The organism is Paenibacillus sp. FSL H8-0548, from assembly GCF_038630985.1.
Taxonomy (GTDB): Bacteria; Bacillota; Bacilli; order Paenibacillales; family Paenibacillaceae; genus Pristimantibacillus.
On the sequence record NZ_CP152049.1, the window covers coordinates 6,028,708 to 6,046,494 of the forward strand.

The following is a 17,787-nucleotide window of genomic DNA, read 5'->3' on the forward strand; positions in this document are numbered from 1 at the left end:
AAGACAGCCTATACTGCCGGCTGCCTTTCATTATTTGCATTATTTTACGAAGCTCGCTGCAATCGCTGCAATTTCCGCACGTGTAATTTTATCCTTTGGCCGCAAGGTTCCGTCCTCGTAGCCTTTAATAATACCTGCCTCTGTTAGAGCAGCAACCGCATCTTTAGCCCAGCTGGATATGTCCGTCTCATCCGTAAAGATTCGCGGACTAGCTTCAGCAGAAGCAGCTAACTGATCTTTCAGCCCTCTGTACAAAATAATAAATGCTTCTTCTCTCGTCATCTCTTGATTTGGCCTGAAATTGCCATCAGGGAAGCCTGTAACAATGCCTGCTTCAAACAGACTATTCACATAAATGCTGTACCAGGCTGTTGCTCCCACATCCTCGAAGCTGGACGCACCCGGTGCAGCCTCCATTCCAAGCAATCTGTACATAACAGCCATAAATTCCGCTCGACTCATCTGCTTATTCGGCTTAAAGCTTCCATCAGGGAAACCTCCGAAAATATTTTTAGCGGCCAGCTTGTTTATAGCTTCGCTTGCCCAGTGTCCCGCTGTATCCAGAAAGCTAATCTGCGGCTCTGTAGTCGGGCTTGGCGAAGGACTAACTGTCGGTGATGGACTCGTCGGGTCCGTTGTTGGACTTGTGGTCGGGCTTGGTGATGGACTTGGTGAAGGGCTTGGCGAAGGACTAGGTTCAACACCCGTATCAGCCTTCTTCTCCACAGTCACGGTCACTGCAGCCATAAAACCGCCATCAGCTGTCGTTGCTGTAATGACAGCCGTTCCTTCCTTCAGTGCTGTAATACGTCCATTCGTGTCTACCTTCGCAACAGCTTCCTCCGTACTCGTCCAAAGAACGGTTTGGTTTGCGGCAGTCTGCGGCGCTATAAGCGCAGTAAGCTGTGCCTGCTCCTCTTCCTTCAGCGTAATTTCCGACTTGTCTAAAGAAATGCCTGCGACGCGGACCTCTGTATTCGGCTGTTCAACAGTCGGTATATTCGCTAGGAGCTGCGTATATTCAGACTCCGTGACAGGGATGACCGTTCCATGACGCGGACTAGCTGGCAGACTGTAGCCTGTTGAAAGCGTCCATTCACCGGAGCTCAGATCTGTCGTTTCAAACGGCACATAACCTCTGCCTCCGAACTCATCAATGAACAAATACCATTTCTCCTCCGTATTCGATTTGAATACGGTTGGTCCTTCTCCTTGGCTAATGATCCCTTTGCCTACGCCTTCTTTAATAACGGTAAATGCAGGATCAAAGATCGAAGAGCCAGATTCCTGCAATACAAACTTCCCATTTGGCGTCTGTACAGAGTTGTTCCGCTCATCCTTCGTAAATCGGTAAACCTTGCCGTCATGCTGAATCATCGTCGTATCAATAATGGAATAACCATAATCCATATACACTTCTGGCTCTGTAAAGCTGTAAAAATCTCTCGTCTTCGCATACATGATGCGCTGATAGCTGCTGCCCGTATGATCCTCGTTCTCATACAATTTGGAGGCCCAGAACACGATATATTCACCTGTCGCATCATCATAAATCACTTCCGGCGCCCACGTATTCCCCGCTTCCTTCGGAGATACCTGCGCCATCCGCTGCTCTGACCAATTCACCAGATCATTCGATTCCCATACCATGATCGAACGACTGCCTGCGGTTTGTGCTGCATTCCAGTCGTTGTTCCCATTAATCTTCAAATCGGTTGCAATTAAATAAAACTTATCGCCCTCTGGCGCTCTAATGATGAATGGATCACGAACGCCCTTGTCCCCCAAGCTAGACAGAATCGCAGGCTTTCCAGCATTTAGTTCATTCCAGTGCAGAGGATCATTTCCTTCGCTTAATGCGAAATAAATCTGCTCGCCATTTGCTGTTCCTTCTCCTGTGAAGTAACTGAACACATAGCCTGCGTAAGCCTCAGCCTTCGGAAGCTCCTTCACATTTGCTGCAAAAGCCTTTGTAAGCGCAGCTCCGTTTTTCTCAACAGTCGCCGTAAGTATAACCGTAACGTCCCCACTGCCGTGAGCTGGTCTATGCACCTCACCCGTAGCAGTAACAACTGCTGGAAGTGCAGATGACCATGCAATAGTGCTGCCATTGTCGCCTGCTGTCTTCAAAGTCAGGTTGCCGCGAACATCTTGAATGTTATGAACGGTTAATGACGCTGCATCCTTCGCAACCGCTTCATCGTTATTCAGCTGTTTTTTTACCGTTAGTGTAAAGGTTTTTATAACTGTCGACAGCCCATCCGTTAAGGTTGCTGTCAAAACCACCGTCGCATCTCCCAAAGCGTAGGCCGGTCTTGCCACCGCGCCGCTAGCACTAATAACAGCTTCATTCGCCGATTGCCAAGTAATCGCCGTTCCGTGTGCGCCAGCCGCTGGCAAATTCAAATCGGTTATAATGGCATCCTTGCTGATGTTCACGCCAAGCAAATCCGACTCACCCAGCAGCTCCGACGCGTGCTGAACGAGCAGCCCCTCCATGCTTGCAACCTTCAAATCAGCCTTTGCCTTCAGTTCACTGATTTCAGAAGCAAGCAAGGCGCCATCATAGATTTGGAAATCCGCAAGCATACCGCCAAAGTAAGGGTCTCCCGAGTAAAAGGATTTCCCAATAAAGCCGCTGATTCCGTCTGTTTTCTTAATTTGATCAAGCGTAAAGCCGCCCGTCGTGCTGGATGACACTAACACACCGTCGATGTACAGCGAAAGCTTGCCATCTGTTCCGGACATGACCGCTGTAACCAGCTTCCATTCGCCTGATTGCAGCGCAGTCGTTTTAGTCGAAGCTTCATTGCGCCAGCCGTTCGTCGCGATTCCTAGACGTGCCGTGCTGTCCGCATTGTATTTTGGCGTCATGTACAAATAATGGGTGTCGTTCTGTCCGAGTGCAAACAGCCATTCCGCGCTGCTCTTGCCGTTCCAGTTCACGAGCGCTGAGACAGTAATATCCGTCAGCCCATCCAAAACGCCCTGCGGCATTTCAATATAGGAGCTCGTGCTGCCTCCAGTAAAGCTGATCGCTCCCGCAGCAGCCGTATTGATCCATTCCGCGTTAGCCGGATTGATCCACTTGCCGTTATGCTGACCCGCCTGATCCTTAACTGTCTCACCATCCACATCGCTCATATCATAATGAACGATCAGCTCGGATTCGGAAGAAGCTGGCGGCTCAACGACATCACCTGTTTTTTCCGCAACTATAATCCAGCTAATTTGCGGGTCCGAGCTGGAGGTTCCTGCCGTTGAAGAACGGTGTACCGTCAGCTCCAGCTTCCCATCCGCAACTGATACGTCGCCATAGCTGAGCACATCACTTGCTGCTGTAAAGACGTAACCGCTCGTCTTGACCGAACCATTCAACATAATATCTGCAATTCGCTGGCCATTCGAATATTGCGACCACGGATCGTATAGGCCTACATAAACATCGTAGCTTCCATTATCCAGGTCGAAGCGATACGTCAGATCATCGCCTGCATTGCTTTTCAAATAACGCAGCGATGTGAAAATATTGCCGCTGTTAGTGCCGGACGTAGCTGTATTATCGCCGACATACCCCCAGCTTTGGCCATCGGTAGCGTTATATTGCTGATCAATTACTGCTCCGTTAAGTACGTTCTCCTCGCCCATTAAAGCGATCATATCCATATAATCAGCAGTTTCCGCTCCTCCTGCATTGACGAAATAAGCGTTTTTCTCAGGAATGACATATAGCTGATGCTCAATGCTTTTATTCGAGAGCTGAGTCAGCGTACCATTAATTCGAACTGTGCCTGGCTTCGAGAAGGTAGTGGCATTCACACTCCATTCAACAGGCGTATCCTTAATCGTTCCGTCTGATAAGGTAACATTGACCGTCGACGGAAGCGCTGGAGCTTTGCCTATGGTCGTACTTGAAGGGAGCACGGTATTAATCGATACTCTACCCATGCCGTCTAATAGATCAAGCGTCCATTCATCATGCCAGCGAAGAGTAATCTCATCATTTTGACCAAATTGAATAGGCAGCCAAACATAACGAGAGTTCGTTAAATCATTTTTATTCCAGCGATCTCCCATGTAAATAAATTTACCAGCTGCAGCATCCACCGGTATGACATGCGTGCTTTGCGAGCCATAGGTCGTTGAGCTCTCTGGAGCAACATCGCGCATCGTCTTCCACGGCCCCATAATGTTGTCAGCAACGGTATACTTACCTACGTTCGGATCCCAGCCGGTTGCCCCAGACGTAATCATGTAGTATTTCCCTTGGTACTTGAATAGAGCCGGAGCTTCACGCTGCGCAAGCGGGAATACACGCACATAATCGACTCCATATTCCGCTTTATACTGCGTATCGCGCTCTACATTGCCATCCTTATGCCAGCCCACAATATCTGTATACGAATCATTCAGCTTGGAAATGTATATCGTTAAGTTTTCTTCGCTTGAATATACCAAATAGCCTGTGCCATCATCATCCTTGAATAACGTCATATCCCGCGCCATTCCTGGTGAATTCGGCTGTCCATCGTCTGTAGCTCCTGCCGGAGCGCGGTCCATACGATGACTTTCCTGATAGACAAACGGCCCAATCGGAGAATCGCTCAGCGCATAACCTGCCTCCGCCTTCGCATAGTTCGCCGTCGAAGTGGTGCTTGGACCATCGGTGTGCATCCACATCACATATTTTTCCGTCAAATCATTATAAATGACCTTTGGACGTTCAATGATACGATCTATACCAATATCATTCAAAATATCAGCCTTATCCGTTCGTCCTTCATACAAAGCTGAAATGAGCGGATCATTCTCAAAATCATCCGCAGACTCGATCGCGGTTAGCGCAAGGCCTTTATCCTCCCAATTGTACAGATCCTTCGATGTATATACCCGAACGCCTCTAGCCGGCAAATAACCGTGTGTTTTATCCTCTCCGTACCAGTAATATGCCTCAGTCTGATCATCATAGATGATGCCTGCACCATGTGCCTGAATGAGCGCTCCGTTTGTATCCCGCCAGACAGCGCCTGGCTGGAAGGAATTATACGGCTCATTTACTGCCAGCTCCGATATCCCGCTCGTCAAGGCAGCGATTGCAGTGATGATCTGCTCTTGGATTGCCGGCTCCGTAATATCCGCATTGCTGCCGACTAGCGACTGTACCAGCGTTTCGCTAGTCTGAATAATCATATTCAGCGAAGCAATGCTATACGGCGTATACATGTCATTTGCCGCTTCTGCTTTTGCCGCTGCAATCTTATTCTCTAAATCAGAGAGCGGAATCGTGACGTTCAGTCTAATCATAAGATAATTGATGAGCGGATCATTATAATTGCTGAGCGCAGCTGTTGCCGGCCCTTTAATACGAACGTTCAGCTGTCCGTCAGTTACACTGACCTTCCGATAAGTAACGACCGTCTCGGTTCCCTCTCCCCCAATGGCAAAGTCGCCATTAGACACATTGTTATCTTCCAAAAGCAAATGAACGCTTCGGCCGCTCCAAGGATTTTTGAAGCCAAAGGTGACATCGTATTCACCTATCGGCAGCTCGAAGCTATAAGCAATTTCCTTATCTCTCACCTGAGTACCGTTATAATATCTTAACGAGCCTGATTTTGTCGCTGCATCATTAACGCTTGTATTTGTCGTTGTTGTCACAAGCCCCCATGATTTTGACGTTTCTGGATCAACTCCGTACAGCTGCTCCGTCAATGAGCTGTACAGACCAAGCTTGTCGCTTCCTTCCAGCGTAGCTGGCGTTGGATCTCCTGCATTCACAAAATAAAGAATGTAGTCGTTATCCTTCAACTCTTGGTCAGTAAATTGGTCTGTGACGGCAGTCACAGCTTGCGGTTCTTCACTCGCTGCATAGGCAGGCGTTAGTGAGGTTAACATCGACGCAAGCAGCGCGCAGCATAACGTCACAGACAACCATTTCTTTTTTCTCAACAATGTCATTCCTCCCAAAACCCATTGATCGCTCACACTGAATGCGCTTACAACCTTTTGCTTTTAGAACGTCACCACGAATGATATCGAAGATCAAAAAACGATTCAACTGAACAATCTAAACGACAGTATACTTCAGTCAGCAGCTCTTATTATCGTACGATTAGTGCTGAATTGTTCACCTAGGTTTGTTTTTTTCACTGCCTGGAGCGCTCGTTCAGCCGCCATCGCAATGCTCGTTGCGCAATATTATGCTTCACTACAAAACTTCTGCTGCTGCTTAGCTTTGAACGTGTATGCTGCCTCTAATGCTCCGGCCGGCTATCCTGCACCAGTGCAGTAACTTTACACTTTCAAGCCTCTGTGAAGTACCTATCTTGTACATCTGCACTAGAATGGCTTACTTTTGAGCTTCTATGCTTATATCAGGGCGTCTATCCTGCACCATGTACATGATAGACACCCTCCTGCTTAAAAATATAGCCGCTATGTTGCGAATATGCAGGATAGCGGCTGCTGCGCCAAACTTATTTACTTTTGTCTCGCTTCTCCGCCAGTCTTCGATTGGTCATGACTATACGAGAAATGCCCTAGGGCTAGCAACAAAAAAACGAGCCGCTAGAATTGCTTCTTGGGCTCGTTTTGCGTATTGCTTTTCCTCATTGCTGCTCTTACCGTGATCTCGCCTACGATGACATCCCGTCATTCACCACAAGCCCAAAAATCGTCGCAAACGTAATCGCCTGCGCAGGCGATATGATGCAGCGCCGCAATTCCTCAAGCGAAACGCCCAAGCCGTTAAACTCACAGCTGCTAATATCTATGCCGCCAAGCTTGGTCAGCGACAGCTGCGCTTGATCAATATTTACTTCATGTAAAGAAAAGCTGGCTAGTGTCATATTGGACATATCTGCCTTGGCTAGCGAGCTTTTCTGAAACTTAACATTCTTGGCATTTGAAAAACGCATCACGGCATAATCTCCGACGCATTGCTCGAAGAGTACATTCCGAAGCGTTGAGCCTGTAATATCCATACCGAGCATTTTGCAGTTGTGGAAGGAAACGCGATGCAAAACAACCTCGCTCAGCTCGATATTCGATAAATCACAATTTTCGAACCGCACATCAGTAAACTCTGCCTTACGCAGGCTTGTCGCGCGGAATACGACGTTATTAAACACGACTCTATCGAAGCAAGCTTTATAGGCAGATTGATTTTGAATGCTGCAATCCTTAATGATGCTGTCGCTAATTTCATGCTCATCCGCCCACTCGTAATCTGGAACGTCTAATGTTTCAAGAGTGCTCGGTAGTTTGGGAGCTTCGATTTTCACTTTTTTACTGGACATATGCTTGATGACCTGCCTTTATTTAGTTGTGATTGCAAACGCAAACAAAAATTGCTGAATTTCTTAGGGAATATTCTTCAAAGCGTAGTCAGCATGGTTATCCTATTCTAGAACAACCAGCAGCAACTGATTATCTCTATATTATACACATACAAATTACGATTGGGTGATATCGAGCAAACTCCTTTCTCAGATTTATATCTTAATTGATCCCTAGACTGCTAGTAGACTTTAAACGATCTGCTTGTTTGGCCAAGTACTCCTTCAGCATTGTTAACGTTATCTCTGATATTTCGAGATCGACAAGCTCCAGCATCAACGCTTTGTGCTAAGGACATAAGCTTTTATTGTTTTCGGACTACATCCTTGAATACGATTGTCAGCCTCGTACAACTGCCACAATTCACTCAAGTTCAAAACAAAACCTCCCCTTAGAAGCTATTAATTCTAGTTTACTTCGAAGGAGAGGTTTTAATCTTCTTGCCTTTTGAACTATTCTATCTCGTTAGTTAAACAATCGTCTGATTGACTATGGAATTTGAATATATTTTGACTGAATATAATAAATGCGTTCAATTTCAGTTTCATAATAACCAACATTGTATTGAGATAAATCAATGAGATCACTGAACGTATTTGGAGGTTTACAATTCCACTTTATAAAATCGAATTTCACAGGAAAATTTTCATCATTAGAATTGGGAGTATGGACGTATACTGCGTCAGCACCACTATCTTCCTCATGAATACACACCCATGTTTGATACGGTTTACTAAAATCTTTAAGTTGTTGTAAAAATTTTGAATAAAGATGTATATGTGCTTTAATGTGTTCTCTTCTTACTTTTAGACTGTTGTTGCCCAGTCCATAAAAATCGAGATGTCTATGCCAAAAGTCATACCAAGAATCATCCTCAACATTTAACTCATATCCCTCGATCAAAGACCATAGTTTTTTGAAATGTCTCCTCTTCCCACGAAACTTTTTCAATATCAGATCTCCATTCAAATAATCTTTCTTTCTAAACAGCCCTTTAGCATAATGAAAAAGTTAGAGTGGCTAATATGTAAAAATATTCCTAATGTTAAACTAAAGTGTACCGTTAGCTGAACAAGCTCATCTTATCTCCATGCATCTGCGGTTTCATACTAATAATGACCTTTCCTATCACGAGACCTTCTCCGAAATACTCAAGTGCCTGGGTCGCGTCCTTTAAAGAATACCGCCGATCGATGATGGGCATGACTTGACCCTCTTCAACTAAAGACTTCCAGACCAACTGATCAATATGGTTCGGCTTATGTAGCAGCACCCCCACTTTCTTCTTTTCAAGCCAAGCGGTCAGCGGTGCCATCAACAGTACCTGGAAGATGCGATGAAGAGGACCGCCAACCATGACATATGTGCCTCCTGATTTGAGTGCGCGCTTGATCGCAAAAATAGAACGGTTTCCGACAACATCGAGGATCAGATCGTATCGCCTACTACTTGCGGTGAAGTCTTCATTCGTATAATCAAGAACATGATCTGCCCCCACGGAACGCAGTGCTTCCAACTTCTCGGCTCTATCCACTCCAGTCACTTCTGCCCCAAGCAACTTTGCATATTGAATTCCAAATGTACCTACACCGCCGCCCGCCCCATTAATCAGTACCTGATAGCCCTTCAATAGCTTTCCTTTATCACGTAATCCTTGTAAGGCGAGAACTGCCGCTTGTGGAATGGCTGCCGCTTGCTCGAAGCTCAAACCTTCTGGCTTCTGTGTCAGTGCTTCTTCGTTAGCACATACATATTCCGCAAACCCTCCCCATCCGCAACCAGAAATGTCTCCGAAAACTTCATCCCCCTGTCGAAAACGTTTGACGGCGGAACCCACAGCGACTACCCGCCCCGCAATGTCCGCGCCTAGGGTGCGGTAACGGGGCTTTCGTAGTCCGCCAAGACGGTTAATATACGGTCTTCCGCGCAGGAGATCCCAGTCCCAGGAATTTACCGATGCTGCATGGACTTCGATTAACACTTCATGGTCCATAGGCTTGGGAATGTCCACCTCTTCAATGCGAAGGACATCAGGCGTTCCGTAGCTCTCATAGACCAGTGCCCTCATTGTACTTGCTCCTAAGTTCACTTGATCGTCTTTATTTATTGTCTCGGTCTTCATTGTGAGTTCCCATCCTTTCTTAAATTAGGACTAAACGTTGATTGGATCCGAATAACACAATTATATGCAACCACCCAAAATATGTAATGTTCCATTCAATACGCCAAGCAAAGATTCTTGGTTTCACTTAGCTATTTTGTTCGTTAGTTGAGCGAAGGTCTGGCTTGCTTAAACGTCAGTATAAACAACTCATCTACTGCCAGGGCCACAGGAGAGTGAAAACCTCAATCTGATTCTATTTTCCCTATTTGTGATACGGTTCACCGCAAATGATCTTAACTATCCTGCCCATAGTTGAGAAAACGGCAGCCATGAATCTGGCTGCCGTTTCTTCGTGTTTATGAAGCAATCGTTCCTCGATAGCTTAATGAGTATTCTTCATTTTAGAAGTCTAGAATTCGTTGGTCAACGTAATAACTTTTCTAATCCGATTTATTCGAATATCTCAATGATACAAGGTAATTGATCCCGATTTTCTTTGCCCGTTTAATTGGTATTTGCCTACGTTTGTATTCTTCAAAACCTAATTTATAATAGAGCTTCATGGCTGGAATATTGGTATCGGCAACTTCTTCAATCAAGTAAGCCTCATATGGTGTATTCTCAAGGGTATGACGAATCATTTGCGAAGCAACACCTTGCCCCCTGAATTCGGCAGCTGTTCCTACAAATTCGATTGAGCCTACACCAGGTAAAGGATTAACAAAGGGAGATTCAAATTCTTTTTTAAGGAAAATACCAGCCATACTTCCTTTTAAAAAGCCTAAATCAAGCCACTGTGTGAATCCCTCGGCGAATATTTCAGATATCCCTTGCCTCGCGTCAAACTCAGCTTGATCAGCTCTAACCACCTTAAGCATGGTATGGTCACTCCCTTTCCTTAAATAGAAATGCGGTGAGGATAGAAGGTGAGGGCATGGTGAATTTGCTCTTTAGTAATACTTTCATCTGAGCCAAACCCTGAATCGATGCATAAAAAAGGGCAGCCATTTCCTGCGCATCACCCGAGTGAAATTCCCCATGCTGCTGACCCTTGCGAATGAGCTGTGTCGTAGAATCAAGCAACCTGGCATTTACCTGGAGGATCTCTTCATAATGTTCTGCAGCTGTGGTAGCTCCCGCTAATAGCGATTGATTAATAAGGATCAGTAGATGAGCTAGTTCCTCCCCATTGATCATGTCAGTGTAGACTTCGTCGACAAACTGTGCCATTAACTTTTTAGGGGAGTGATCGGATTCAAAGATAGTAATATTACGTTTCAATCCTTCAACCGCGTAGGCAACCAATTCGTTAAATAACTGATCCTTCGTTTTGTAATGACGATACAGCAGCCCAATACTAATGCCAGCTGCATCCGCGATATCCTGAACATTCGCGCCGTTCTCATGTTAAGCTATAGTTACCCGATAGTTGAATGACCAACACTATCATCCCTAAGTTTATTGCTGTGCAATCTCCCAGGCATGCCCTGCCGGGTCCGTAAAAGCAGCACTGCGTATTCCCCATGGCCGGTCCATTGGACCGTTAAGTAGAGTAACACCACGTATATTCAATTCGTTACATACTGCATCAACATCATCTACTCGGATGGTAAACTGAAAACGAGATCCTGTTTCTGGGCTTGCGACTGTTCTAGGATGGATCAAACCGTATGCTTCGGAAATACTCAGGAGGTTAATACTCATATTACCGAAGTTGAATACTGCAGAGACATCGTCTTCATATACGGCGGAAATGTCTACTGGCCAAATCTATCCACTCCCGTGCGTTGAGCCACCCAAAGCCGTCATGTCTGACTTTATAATTTGGATTCATCGTATCAACTTTCTCTTCCCACTCTGACATTCTCATTAATACTAAGTTGAGAGTATTATGTGGTTATACATTTGCCCTAAAGACCAAACTCCTTGCTCAGATTTATATCTTAATTGATCTAAGGAATAACACTGCAATTCGCTTTTATATTACTAATGACTTCTTCCTAGTCCCCATCTATAATGTGAATTAATAGCGGACGATTGCATGGATACCATAAAATAAGCAGCTGTGTACCACCCTACATTAAATAATGCATCCTTTTCCTATATAATAAGGATGTAACTCATATTTATAGAAATTGACGAAGAAGAGGCTCATAAAGTATGCAAATATGGTTTAATTACCTTTTTTATAGAGAATAGAGGTGCGAGATGAAGTATGAGATGACATTGGAGCAGCGCGATTATATTATGGGGACACTATCGGAGGAGCAACGTCATTTCCTGCATCATGAGCTGGTTAGAGGCCGGAGAACGTTGTTCGCACGGCAGCTTGCGAGGAAGAAATGCCAGTTCATCCCTGAGGATGCTCAGTTTGAGGATATTGCATCATTTATAGAGGAATGGGACTACATTGGCTTTACAGACAGCGGCGAGGTATCGCCGCATACGAAGTGCGAATGCGGCCGCTCGCTCCGCTACCAGCATCAGGTGCTGCATCTGCCGACGAATACGATCCGTTACTTCGGCATCGAGCATTTGCAGCTGCACACAGGCATTGATGCTAAGGCGATATCAGATATTATGAAGGGCTTTGATGTGCTTGATGGAGAAATGAACGAGATGCTCAGCAAGCATCGCGATGGCTGGCAGCTCGGTCAGCATTTATTTTTGCCGCTGCCCCCTGAGCTGGAGATACCTGTTGATATACAAGCGCATATGGATGCCAAGCTTCCACTGCTCGATAGACAGCTTGCTCGCATTCGCAGCAGACTGCATGAGCTTGATGTTGCCAGCAGAAAAAAGCGGCTCGCAGCCGCTTTAACCTATTTTGATGAGCCTACACCCGCAGCTGCGGAGCAATCTGATGCTGCGCCAATCGGCGAGATTGCTGCACAAGGCTCCTTCGATTTTGACGAATCAGGCGCAAGCCAAAGTTCCTTTAGCTTCGAAGAAACGGTCAGCGGCCAAGGCGCGTTTGTGTTTGAGGATGAGAACAGTCAAGGAGCCTTCGTATTCGACGACGCACCCGAGAGCCAAGGGGCCTTCCTATTCGACGAGCCCGCTCCGCTTCCGTCTCCTTCTGAACCATATTCGCCTTCACAGGATGCATTCGCTTATGAAGAAGCTGGCAAGAAGCTCGGTGCCGCGGCAATAAGAGAATCGGAGCTGAGCAGCTCCAGCTCGAAGAGCTCAAGTCCGTTCTACTTACCGCAATCTGCTCAGTACGTTGTGGATGACGCCCTCAAATATGGTCGCATCAGCACGCTCGCACTGTCCAACTTCATCATTGAACAGAAGCTCGTTTCCGACATCCGTATGTCCACCGGCAAGCCCGCTGTTTACATTGCCGTCGCTGCTTACTTGGACAAGCTTGCAGCTGCGGGACAATGCGAGCTTGTCACTGGCGACTCTCAGGATCGCGTCTATACGAATAACAAGGAGCAGCATTAGCCCTTAACAGCCGAGCCTACGGTAAGCGCGTTTTCAACCTGTTCACTAAAGAGCATGTAAATGAGTACCGTCGGCAGGCTCGCAATGGTCATCGCTGCTCCCATCGCACCCCAATCCGTCGTAAATTGTCCTTGGAAGAACAGCAGGCCAAGTGGCAGTGTCTTTAAGTTCTCCTTCGTAATTAGGATAACGGCCATCGTAAATTCATTCCATGAATTAAGAAAAATAAAAATGACCATCGTAGCGAGTGCAGGCTTAATAATCGGCAGCATAATGCTGAAAAACGTCCGGTAAATGCTCGCTCCATCGATACAAGCCGATTCCTCCATCTCAATCGGAATACTACGGAAGAAGCCATAAAACACCATAGAAGCAAATGATATATTGAATGCAATATAAGGAATAATTAAAGCGCCGTACGTGTTCGCCAAATGCAAGTCCCTCACGATAATCGCCAGCGGAATCATGATCACTTGAATCGGAATAAACATCCCGACGAGAATATACGTATGAGCGATCTTGCTAAAACGCCAGCGCAGCCTTGCCGCCGCATAGGAGAACATGACTGCAAGCAGAATGGCTCCGGCCACTGTAGCAACTGCAACGAGCAGACTATTCATAAAATAGACCGGAACATTATATTTTGACCATGCTTCTACATAGTTTTCAAAACGGAAATGTGTCGGCGGGCCAAATGGGTTAGTTACAAAGATCTCATCGTTGTTTTTCAGAGAGTAAAAAATCATCCATAATAGCGGGTACACAGACACTATCGCATACAGCCACAAAAAGATCGTCATGCTTGGGTTGTTTTTTCTCAGCTTCATCATCCAGGCCATTTCTGTCCACCTCCTCTAGTAAGAAATCCGTTCTCTAGCAATCAGTCGATTAATAATTAGCGTCGCAATCAAACATTCGATAACGAGAATCGCTGCTGCGGCACTGCCATAACCGAACTCTCCAACTCGGAAAGCAGAACGATACATGAGATAAGTGAGCGTATACGTAGAGGTTCCTGGACCGCCGCTGGTCATAATGTACATGTTGGCAAAAGCGTTCAAGCCCCCTGTAATCGCAAACACAAGACAAAATTTGTACGTCTCCGCCATCATCGGGATATTGATTTTCATAATGGCCTGCAGCTTCGTTGCGCCATCGATGCGCGCAGCCTCCATATATTGTTCAGGTACAGACTTCACTCCTGCAAGCAGCAGGGCAAAGTGGTATCCCATATACTGCCAAGCGTTAACAAATGCGATTGCAATAATCGCCGACTTGCTGCTGGAGAGCCAATCCTGCTTGTATTCAAGTCCAAGTAATTCAAATACCTTATTGATTAGACCGTATTCACCGTTATAAATCGACAGCCATAGCTGGCAGACAACCGTAATCGAGAGCACTACGGGGATGAAAAAGCTAATTCGCAATATTTTACGACCCTTAAACTTCGCATCCGCTACCGCAAAAGCAAGAATCGAGCCAATTCCAATTTGTGTAACGGTTATAATAACCGCGAAGATTAGGCCATTTTTAACGGAAGTGAAAAACAGGCTGTCCTGAAACAATCTCGTATAATTATCGAACCAAATGAAGGTGCCCTCCGAGAGTCCATCCCATTCATATAAGCTGCGAAAGAACGTTTGTATAATTGGATAAAATACCATGACCGTGTATAGAAGAAGCGCAGGCAGTATAAACAGAAGTATGGCCGTCTTATTCCCTAGAAATTTGTTCATTTCATCACATCCTCTGCTAGTCTGACTTAGGCTATAGCGCACGCAGTGAGCTGGCTAGAGAGAGCTAGAACCCACCCCATTGCCGCGTCGGAGTGGGCTCTAGCTCATTTAACCGCTATTGTATTGTTTGCAGCCGCTGCTACTTCGCAGCCGGAATGGCCTTGTTCACATCCTCAATGAACTGCTCCGCCGTGTAGGAGCCTGTCATCAGGCTTTGCGAGGCATCCTCAATTGCTGCTTTAAACTTTGCATCCGAAAGCCCCCATGCGAAAGCAGTTGTGCTCGTGATCTTCGCAATATCCTCGGACAGCTGCTGCATCATCGGCGGATACTCGGTAACAATCGCTTTATCTACCTTTGTAGCTACAATCGGATTGCCCCGCTCCGTATATTTGTACTCCGCATATTTAAGGGATAGGAAAGCGGCTACCTTAGCTGCCAAATCCTTATCCTTCGTATCCGGGTTTACAGCATAGCCGCCAGGTCCGCCGCCGCCGCTGAATGCATATTTGCTTGCTTCATAGTTCGCTGCGTCTGTGCCAGGGAAGTACATCCAGCCTGCTTTGTCGCCAAGCTGCTTCGTTGATTCTGCAATTTCCCAATTTCCGTTCAGAAACATTGCTGCTTTTCCCTGATGGAACAAGGCTGCTGCTTGGTCATAGTTCAGGTTCGTTGCGCCCTTCGGCAGCATTCCTGCTTTCACAAGCTCAATAATTTTGTCAGCAGCATCCTTGAATGCAGGATCACTCGCGCTAGCTTGACCTTTATCCAGCTTCGACACGCCCTGCGGCTCGTTCCGAGTCACGAACATATCGTACAAAGCAACCGTTGGCCATTTTTCTTTGGCGAATAAGGACAACGGCGTAATTCCTGCCGCATTGAACGCTTTAACAGCAGCCATCAGCTCATCATAAGTCGTTGGCACCGTTACGCCATTTTGCTCAAACAGCTCTTTGTTGTAATAGAGCAGCATGAATTCATTGCCAGCATATGGGAAGGCATAAGAGTGGCCATCCTCTGTTACGAGTGTGTTCATGGTGCTTGGGTACATTTTGTCCCGGAAACCAAGTGAATCTACATAAGAGTCAAGCTCTAGAATATTGCCGGATTTTTTGAACGTCGTAATAATATCCAGTCCCGCTTGAAAAATATCAGGAAGGTTGCCCGTTGCCGCATAGGTTTTAAGCTTTTGCCCATCATCCTGCGCCTGTACCTCAAGCTCCAGCTCGACATTCGGCATTTCCTTCTTCAATTCTGCTACAGCATAGTCATAAGGAAGTTTCGTGTCATCATCCGCATACTGTGCATAGATGCGAAGCTTAACCGCCTTAGGTTCCTCGGGCTTCGTTTCTTCCTGCACCGTTTCTTTGTTGCCTTCATTTGCCGCTTTATTGCTTGCAGGTTCATTGTTGCCCGCAGAGCCGCAGGCTGCTACGAAAATTAAACAAAGACTCATTATTGCCACTGCCAGCTTGTTCATTGTTTGACCCCCTAGAGTTTGTTCTGAAAAAATAAATCACGACCTCGTTCTCTTTACAATTCTGAGTATAAACAATGTGACTCGTTAAGATAATGAAGAAACTGCGTGCTTTTGGTAATATCCGCAGATTTGTATGAAATCGAGTAGGAGGGGGTGACTAGCCCCCGTCCTCTCACACCACCGTACGTACCGTTCGGTATACGGCGGTTCATGTCATATTCCGCAATTGGTTGTATCTGTCCGTTAGACTCTTTAGACCAAGAGATGACCAGTATTGGTTATTTAATGATCGGTCGAGAATTGGACTACTTGCGATTCGCCAGTGTTTCTTCCTTGAATTCCCCCACTCGTACGCCTTCTGTTTCGGAACTCCCAGAGACTGTAGTTTTCTAACCTTTGTCTTAGGTTGTTTCCATTGTTTCCAGACACACATTCGAAGTCTTCTTCTCGTCCATGCATCCAACTCTCGAAATACACTCTTCGTGTCGGTTAGTGCGTAATAACCGCACCAACCTGTTAGATACGGATTGAGTTCTTTAATCCGCATTTCGATTGGGATCGGTTTGCTGCGGGAGGTGATCGCCTTGATCTTGGCTTTCACTCGTTGCAGGGATGTCTTTGCCATCTTGATTCGCGGGTTCTGCTTATCCCAGCTGAACGTGAACCCCAGAAATTTGCGTTTCCACGGACGGTCTACCGCACTTTTCCTTCGGTTAACTTTCAGTTTCAGTTTATCCTCAATGAATGTGGTTATGGATCTCATCACCCGATCTCCTGCCTTCCACGTTTTCACGTAAATGTTACAGTCATCGGCGTATCTCACGAAGCGAAGGTTCCTCTTCTCCAGTTCTTTATCTAGTTCGTCTAATACGATATTCGATAATAACGGACTGAGTGGACCCCCTTGCGGTGCTCCTTCTGTTGTTGCTTGGACGAGACCACCTTCCATGACTCCCGCCTTTAGGTAAGAGCGGATCAGCCTCAGTACCGCCTTATCTGGTACTCGCTGCGCCACTTTTGCCATTAAGCGGTCATGATGGATGCGGTCGAAAAATTTCTCCATGTCAATGTCCACCACAAGGCGATGTCCTTCTTGCATGTACGTACGTGCTTTCCTTACCGCATCATGTCCTCGCCTTTTCGGGCGAAATCCATAGCTGTGTTCGGAGAACGTCGGGTCGAATACAGGGGTCAATACTTGCGTGATCGCCTGTTGTATGAGGCGGTCTGTCACGGTCGGTATGCCTAAGAGCCGAGTTCCACCGTTCGGTTTCGGGATTTCGACCCGCCTCGCTGGACTCGGTTCATAGGTTCCGTTCTCGATGCTTTCGCGAATGGTTTGCCAGTTTTGTACGATGTGTCTGCGTAAATCTTTTACCGACATACCATCTACGCCATGGCTTCCTTTATTCGCCTCAACCCTTGCTAGCGCCGACAGCATATTTTCTCGTGACAGCACTTTCTCAATCATCCTTCGATACACTCCCTTGCGTGAACGATTCTTTCTCTTTGTGCCGCTGATGGACTCCGCCCTTCTGGGTACCCTCACGTATTCACCGCTATTTTCCCCAGATAAGTCCTTTCGGATTGTCTGCTTTCATCATCCATCCTCGAACGCCAAGTTTCCTCATTCCTATTCCATGTTCAGCCCTTCCGCAGACGGTTGCAACCATCTGCGT

11 protein-coding genes and 2 pseudogenes are annotated in these 17,787 nt (G+C 46.4%); 1 reads left to right on the top strand and 12 read right to left on the bottom strand.

The window, feature by feature from the left end; genetic code table 11:
• Positions 1-39: 39 nt before the first annotated feature.
• The 8 genes and pseudogenes from MHI37_RS25805 to MHI37_RS25840 form a co-directional block, all read right to left on the bottom strand.
• Positions 40-5,952 carry an immunoglobulin-like domain-containing protein gene (locus MHI37_RS25805; RefSeq protein ID WP_076338077.1) on the bottom strand — a complete coding sequence of 1,971 codons (5,913 nt, stop codon included), beginning with the start codon at positions 5,950-5,952 and terminating at the stop codon, positions 40-42.
• A 683-nt stretch (positions 5,953-6,635) separates the two neighbouring features.
• Complete coding sequence (locus MHI37_RS25810; protein WP_076338078.1) at positions 6,636-7,298, bottom strand: pentapeptide repeat-containing protein; 663 nt, start codon at positions 7,296-7,298, stop codon at positions 6,636-6,638.
• 529 nt (positions 7,299-7,827) lie between these two features.
• Positions 7,828-8,289 carry a hypothetical protein gene (locus MHI37_RS25815; protein ID WP_076338079.1) on the bottom strand — a complete coding sequence of 154 codons (462 nt, stop codon included), beginning with the start codon at positions 8,287-8,289 and terminating at the stop codon, positions 7,828-7,830.
• Between the two features lie 112 nt (positions 8,290-8,401).
• A complete protein-coding gene (locus tag MHI37_RS25820) occupies positions 8,402-9,406 on the bottom strand; it encodes an NAD(P)-dependent alcohol dehydrogenase (protein ID WP_076338092.1) in 1,005 nt (334 codons plus the stop codon).
• A gap of 476 nt (positions 9,407-9,882) precedes the next feature.
• Positions 9,883-10,320, bottom strand: coding sequence for an N-acetyltransferase (locus MHI37_RS25825; protein WP_076338080.1), 438 nt, complete (start codon positions 10,318-10,320; stop codon positions 9,883-9,885).
• A 7-nt stretch (positions 10,321-10,327) separates the two neighbouring features.
• Positions 10,328-10,723 (bottom strand): hypothetical protein, encoded by a 396-nt coding sequence (locus MHI37_RS25830; RefSeq protein ID WP_256710599.1) that lies wholly within the window; start codon positions 10,721-10,723, stop codon positions 10,328-10,330.
• Between the two features lie 33 nt (positions 10,724-10,756).
• Positions 10,757-10,825: pseudogene (locus MHI37_RS25835) on the bottom strand (TetR family transcriptional regulator); the annotation flags it as partial.
• A 75-nt stretch (positions 10,826-10,900) separates the two neighbouring features.
• A pseudogene (locus MHI37_RS25840) lies at positions 10,901-11,191 on the bottom strand (VOC family protein); the annotation flags it as partial.
• A 459-nt stretch (positions 11,192-11,650) separates the two neighbouring features.
• On the opposite strand from MHI37_RS25840, the gene MHI37_RS25845 reads away from it, so the two are divergent.
• Entirely contained in the window at positions 11,651-12,892 is a 1,242-nt protein-coding gene (locus MHI37_RS25845) for a DUF3895 domain-containing protein (RefSeq protein WP_076338082.1), read from the top strand.
• Here the strand turns inward: MHI37_RS25845 and MHI37_RS25850 are convergent.
• From MHI37_RS25850 to ltrA, 4 genes are all read right to left on the bottom strand, one after another.
• Positions 12,889-13,731, bottom strand: coding sequence for a carbohydrate ABC transporter permease (locus MHI37_RS25850; protein WP_083676386.1), 843 nt, complete (start codon positions 13,729-13,731; stop codon positions 12,889-12,891). The genes MHI37_RS25845 and MHI37_RS25850 overlap by 4 nt on opposite strands.
• A 15-nt stretch (positions 13,732-13,746) precedes the next feature.
• On the bottom strand, positions 13,747-14,628 hold the full coding sequence (locus MHI37_RS25855; protein ID WP_076338083.1) for a sugar ABC transporter permease: 882 nt from the start codon (positions 14,626-14,628) through the stop codon (positions 13,747-13,749).
• A gap of 139 nt (positions 14,629-14,767) precedes the next feature.
• Positions 14,768-16,108 (bottom strand): extracellular solute-binding protein, encoded by a 1,341-nt coding sequence (locus MHI37_RS25860; RefSeq protein WP_076338084.1) that lies wholly within the window; start codon positions 16,106-16,108, stop codon positions 14,768-14,770.
• A 208-nt stretch (positions 16,109-16,316) separates the two neighbouring features.
• Complete coding sequence (ltrA, locus tag MHI37_RS25865; protein WP_342556517.1) at positions 16,317-17,579, bottom strand: group II intron reverse transcriptase/maturase; 1,263 nt, start codon at positions 17,577-17,579, stop codon at positions 16,317-16,319.
• Positions 17,580-17,787 lie beyond the last annotated feature (208 nt).

Bases quoted from the DNA above. Each gene is read 5' to 3' on its own strand.
- ltrA (WP_342556517.1), bottom strand. From the start codon at position 17,579: ATGATTGAGAAAGTGCTGTCACGAGAAAATATGCTGTCGGCGCTAGCA.
- MHI37_RS25810 (WP_076338078.1), bottom strand. From the start codon at position 7,298: ATGTCCAGTAAAAAAGTGAAAATCGAAGCTCCCAAACTACCGAGCACT.
- MHI37_RS25825 (WP_076338080.1), bottom strand. From the start codon at position 10,320: ATGCTTAAGGTGGTTAGAGCTGATCAAGCTGAGTTTGACGCGAGGCAA.
- MHI37_RS25860 (WP_076338084.1), bottom strand. From the start codon at position 16,108: ATGAACAAGCTGGCAGTGGCAATAATGAGTCTTTGTTTAATTTTCGTA.
- MHI37_RS25845 (WP_076338082.1), top strand. From the start codon at position 11,651: ATGAAGTATGAGATGACATTGGAGCAGCGCGATTATATTATGGGGACA.
- MHI37_RS25820 (WP_076338092.1), bottom strand. From the start codon at position 9,406: ATGAGGGCACTGGTCTATGAGAGCTACGGAACGCCTGATGTCCTTCGC.
- MHI37_RS25850 (WP_083676386.1), bottom strand. From the start codon at position 13,731: ATGGCCTGGATGATGAAGCTGAGAAAAAACAACCCAAGCATGACGATC.
- MHI37_RS25855 (WP_076338083.1), bottom strand. From the start codon at position 14,628: ATGAACAAATTTCTAGGGAATAAGACGGCCATACTTCTGTTTATACTG.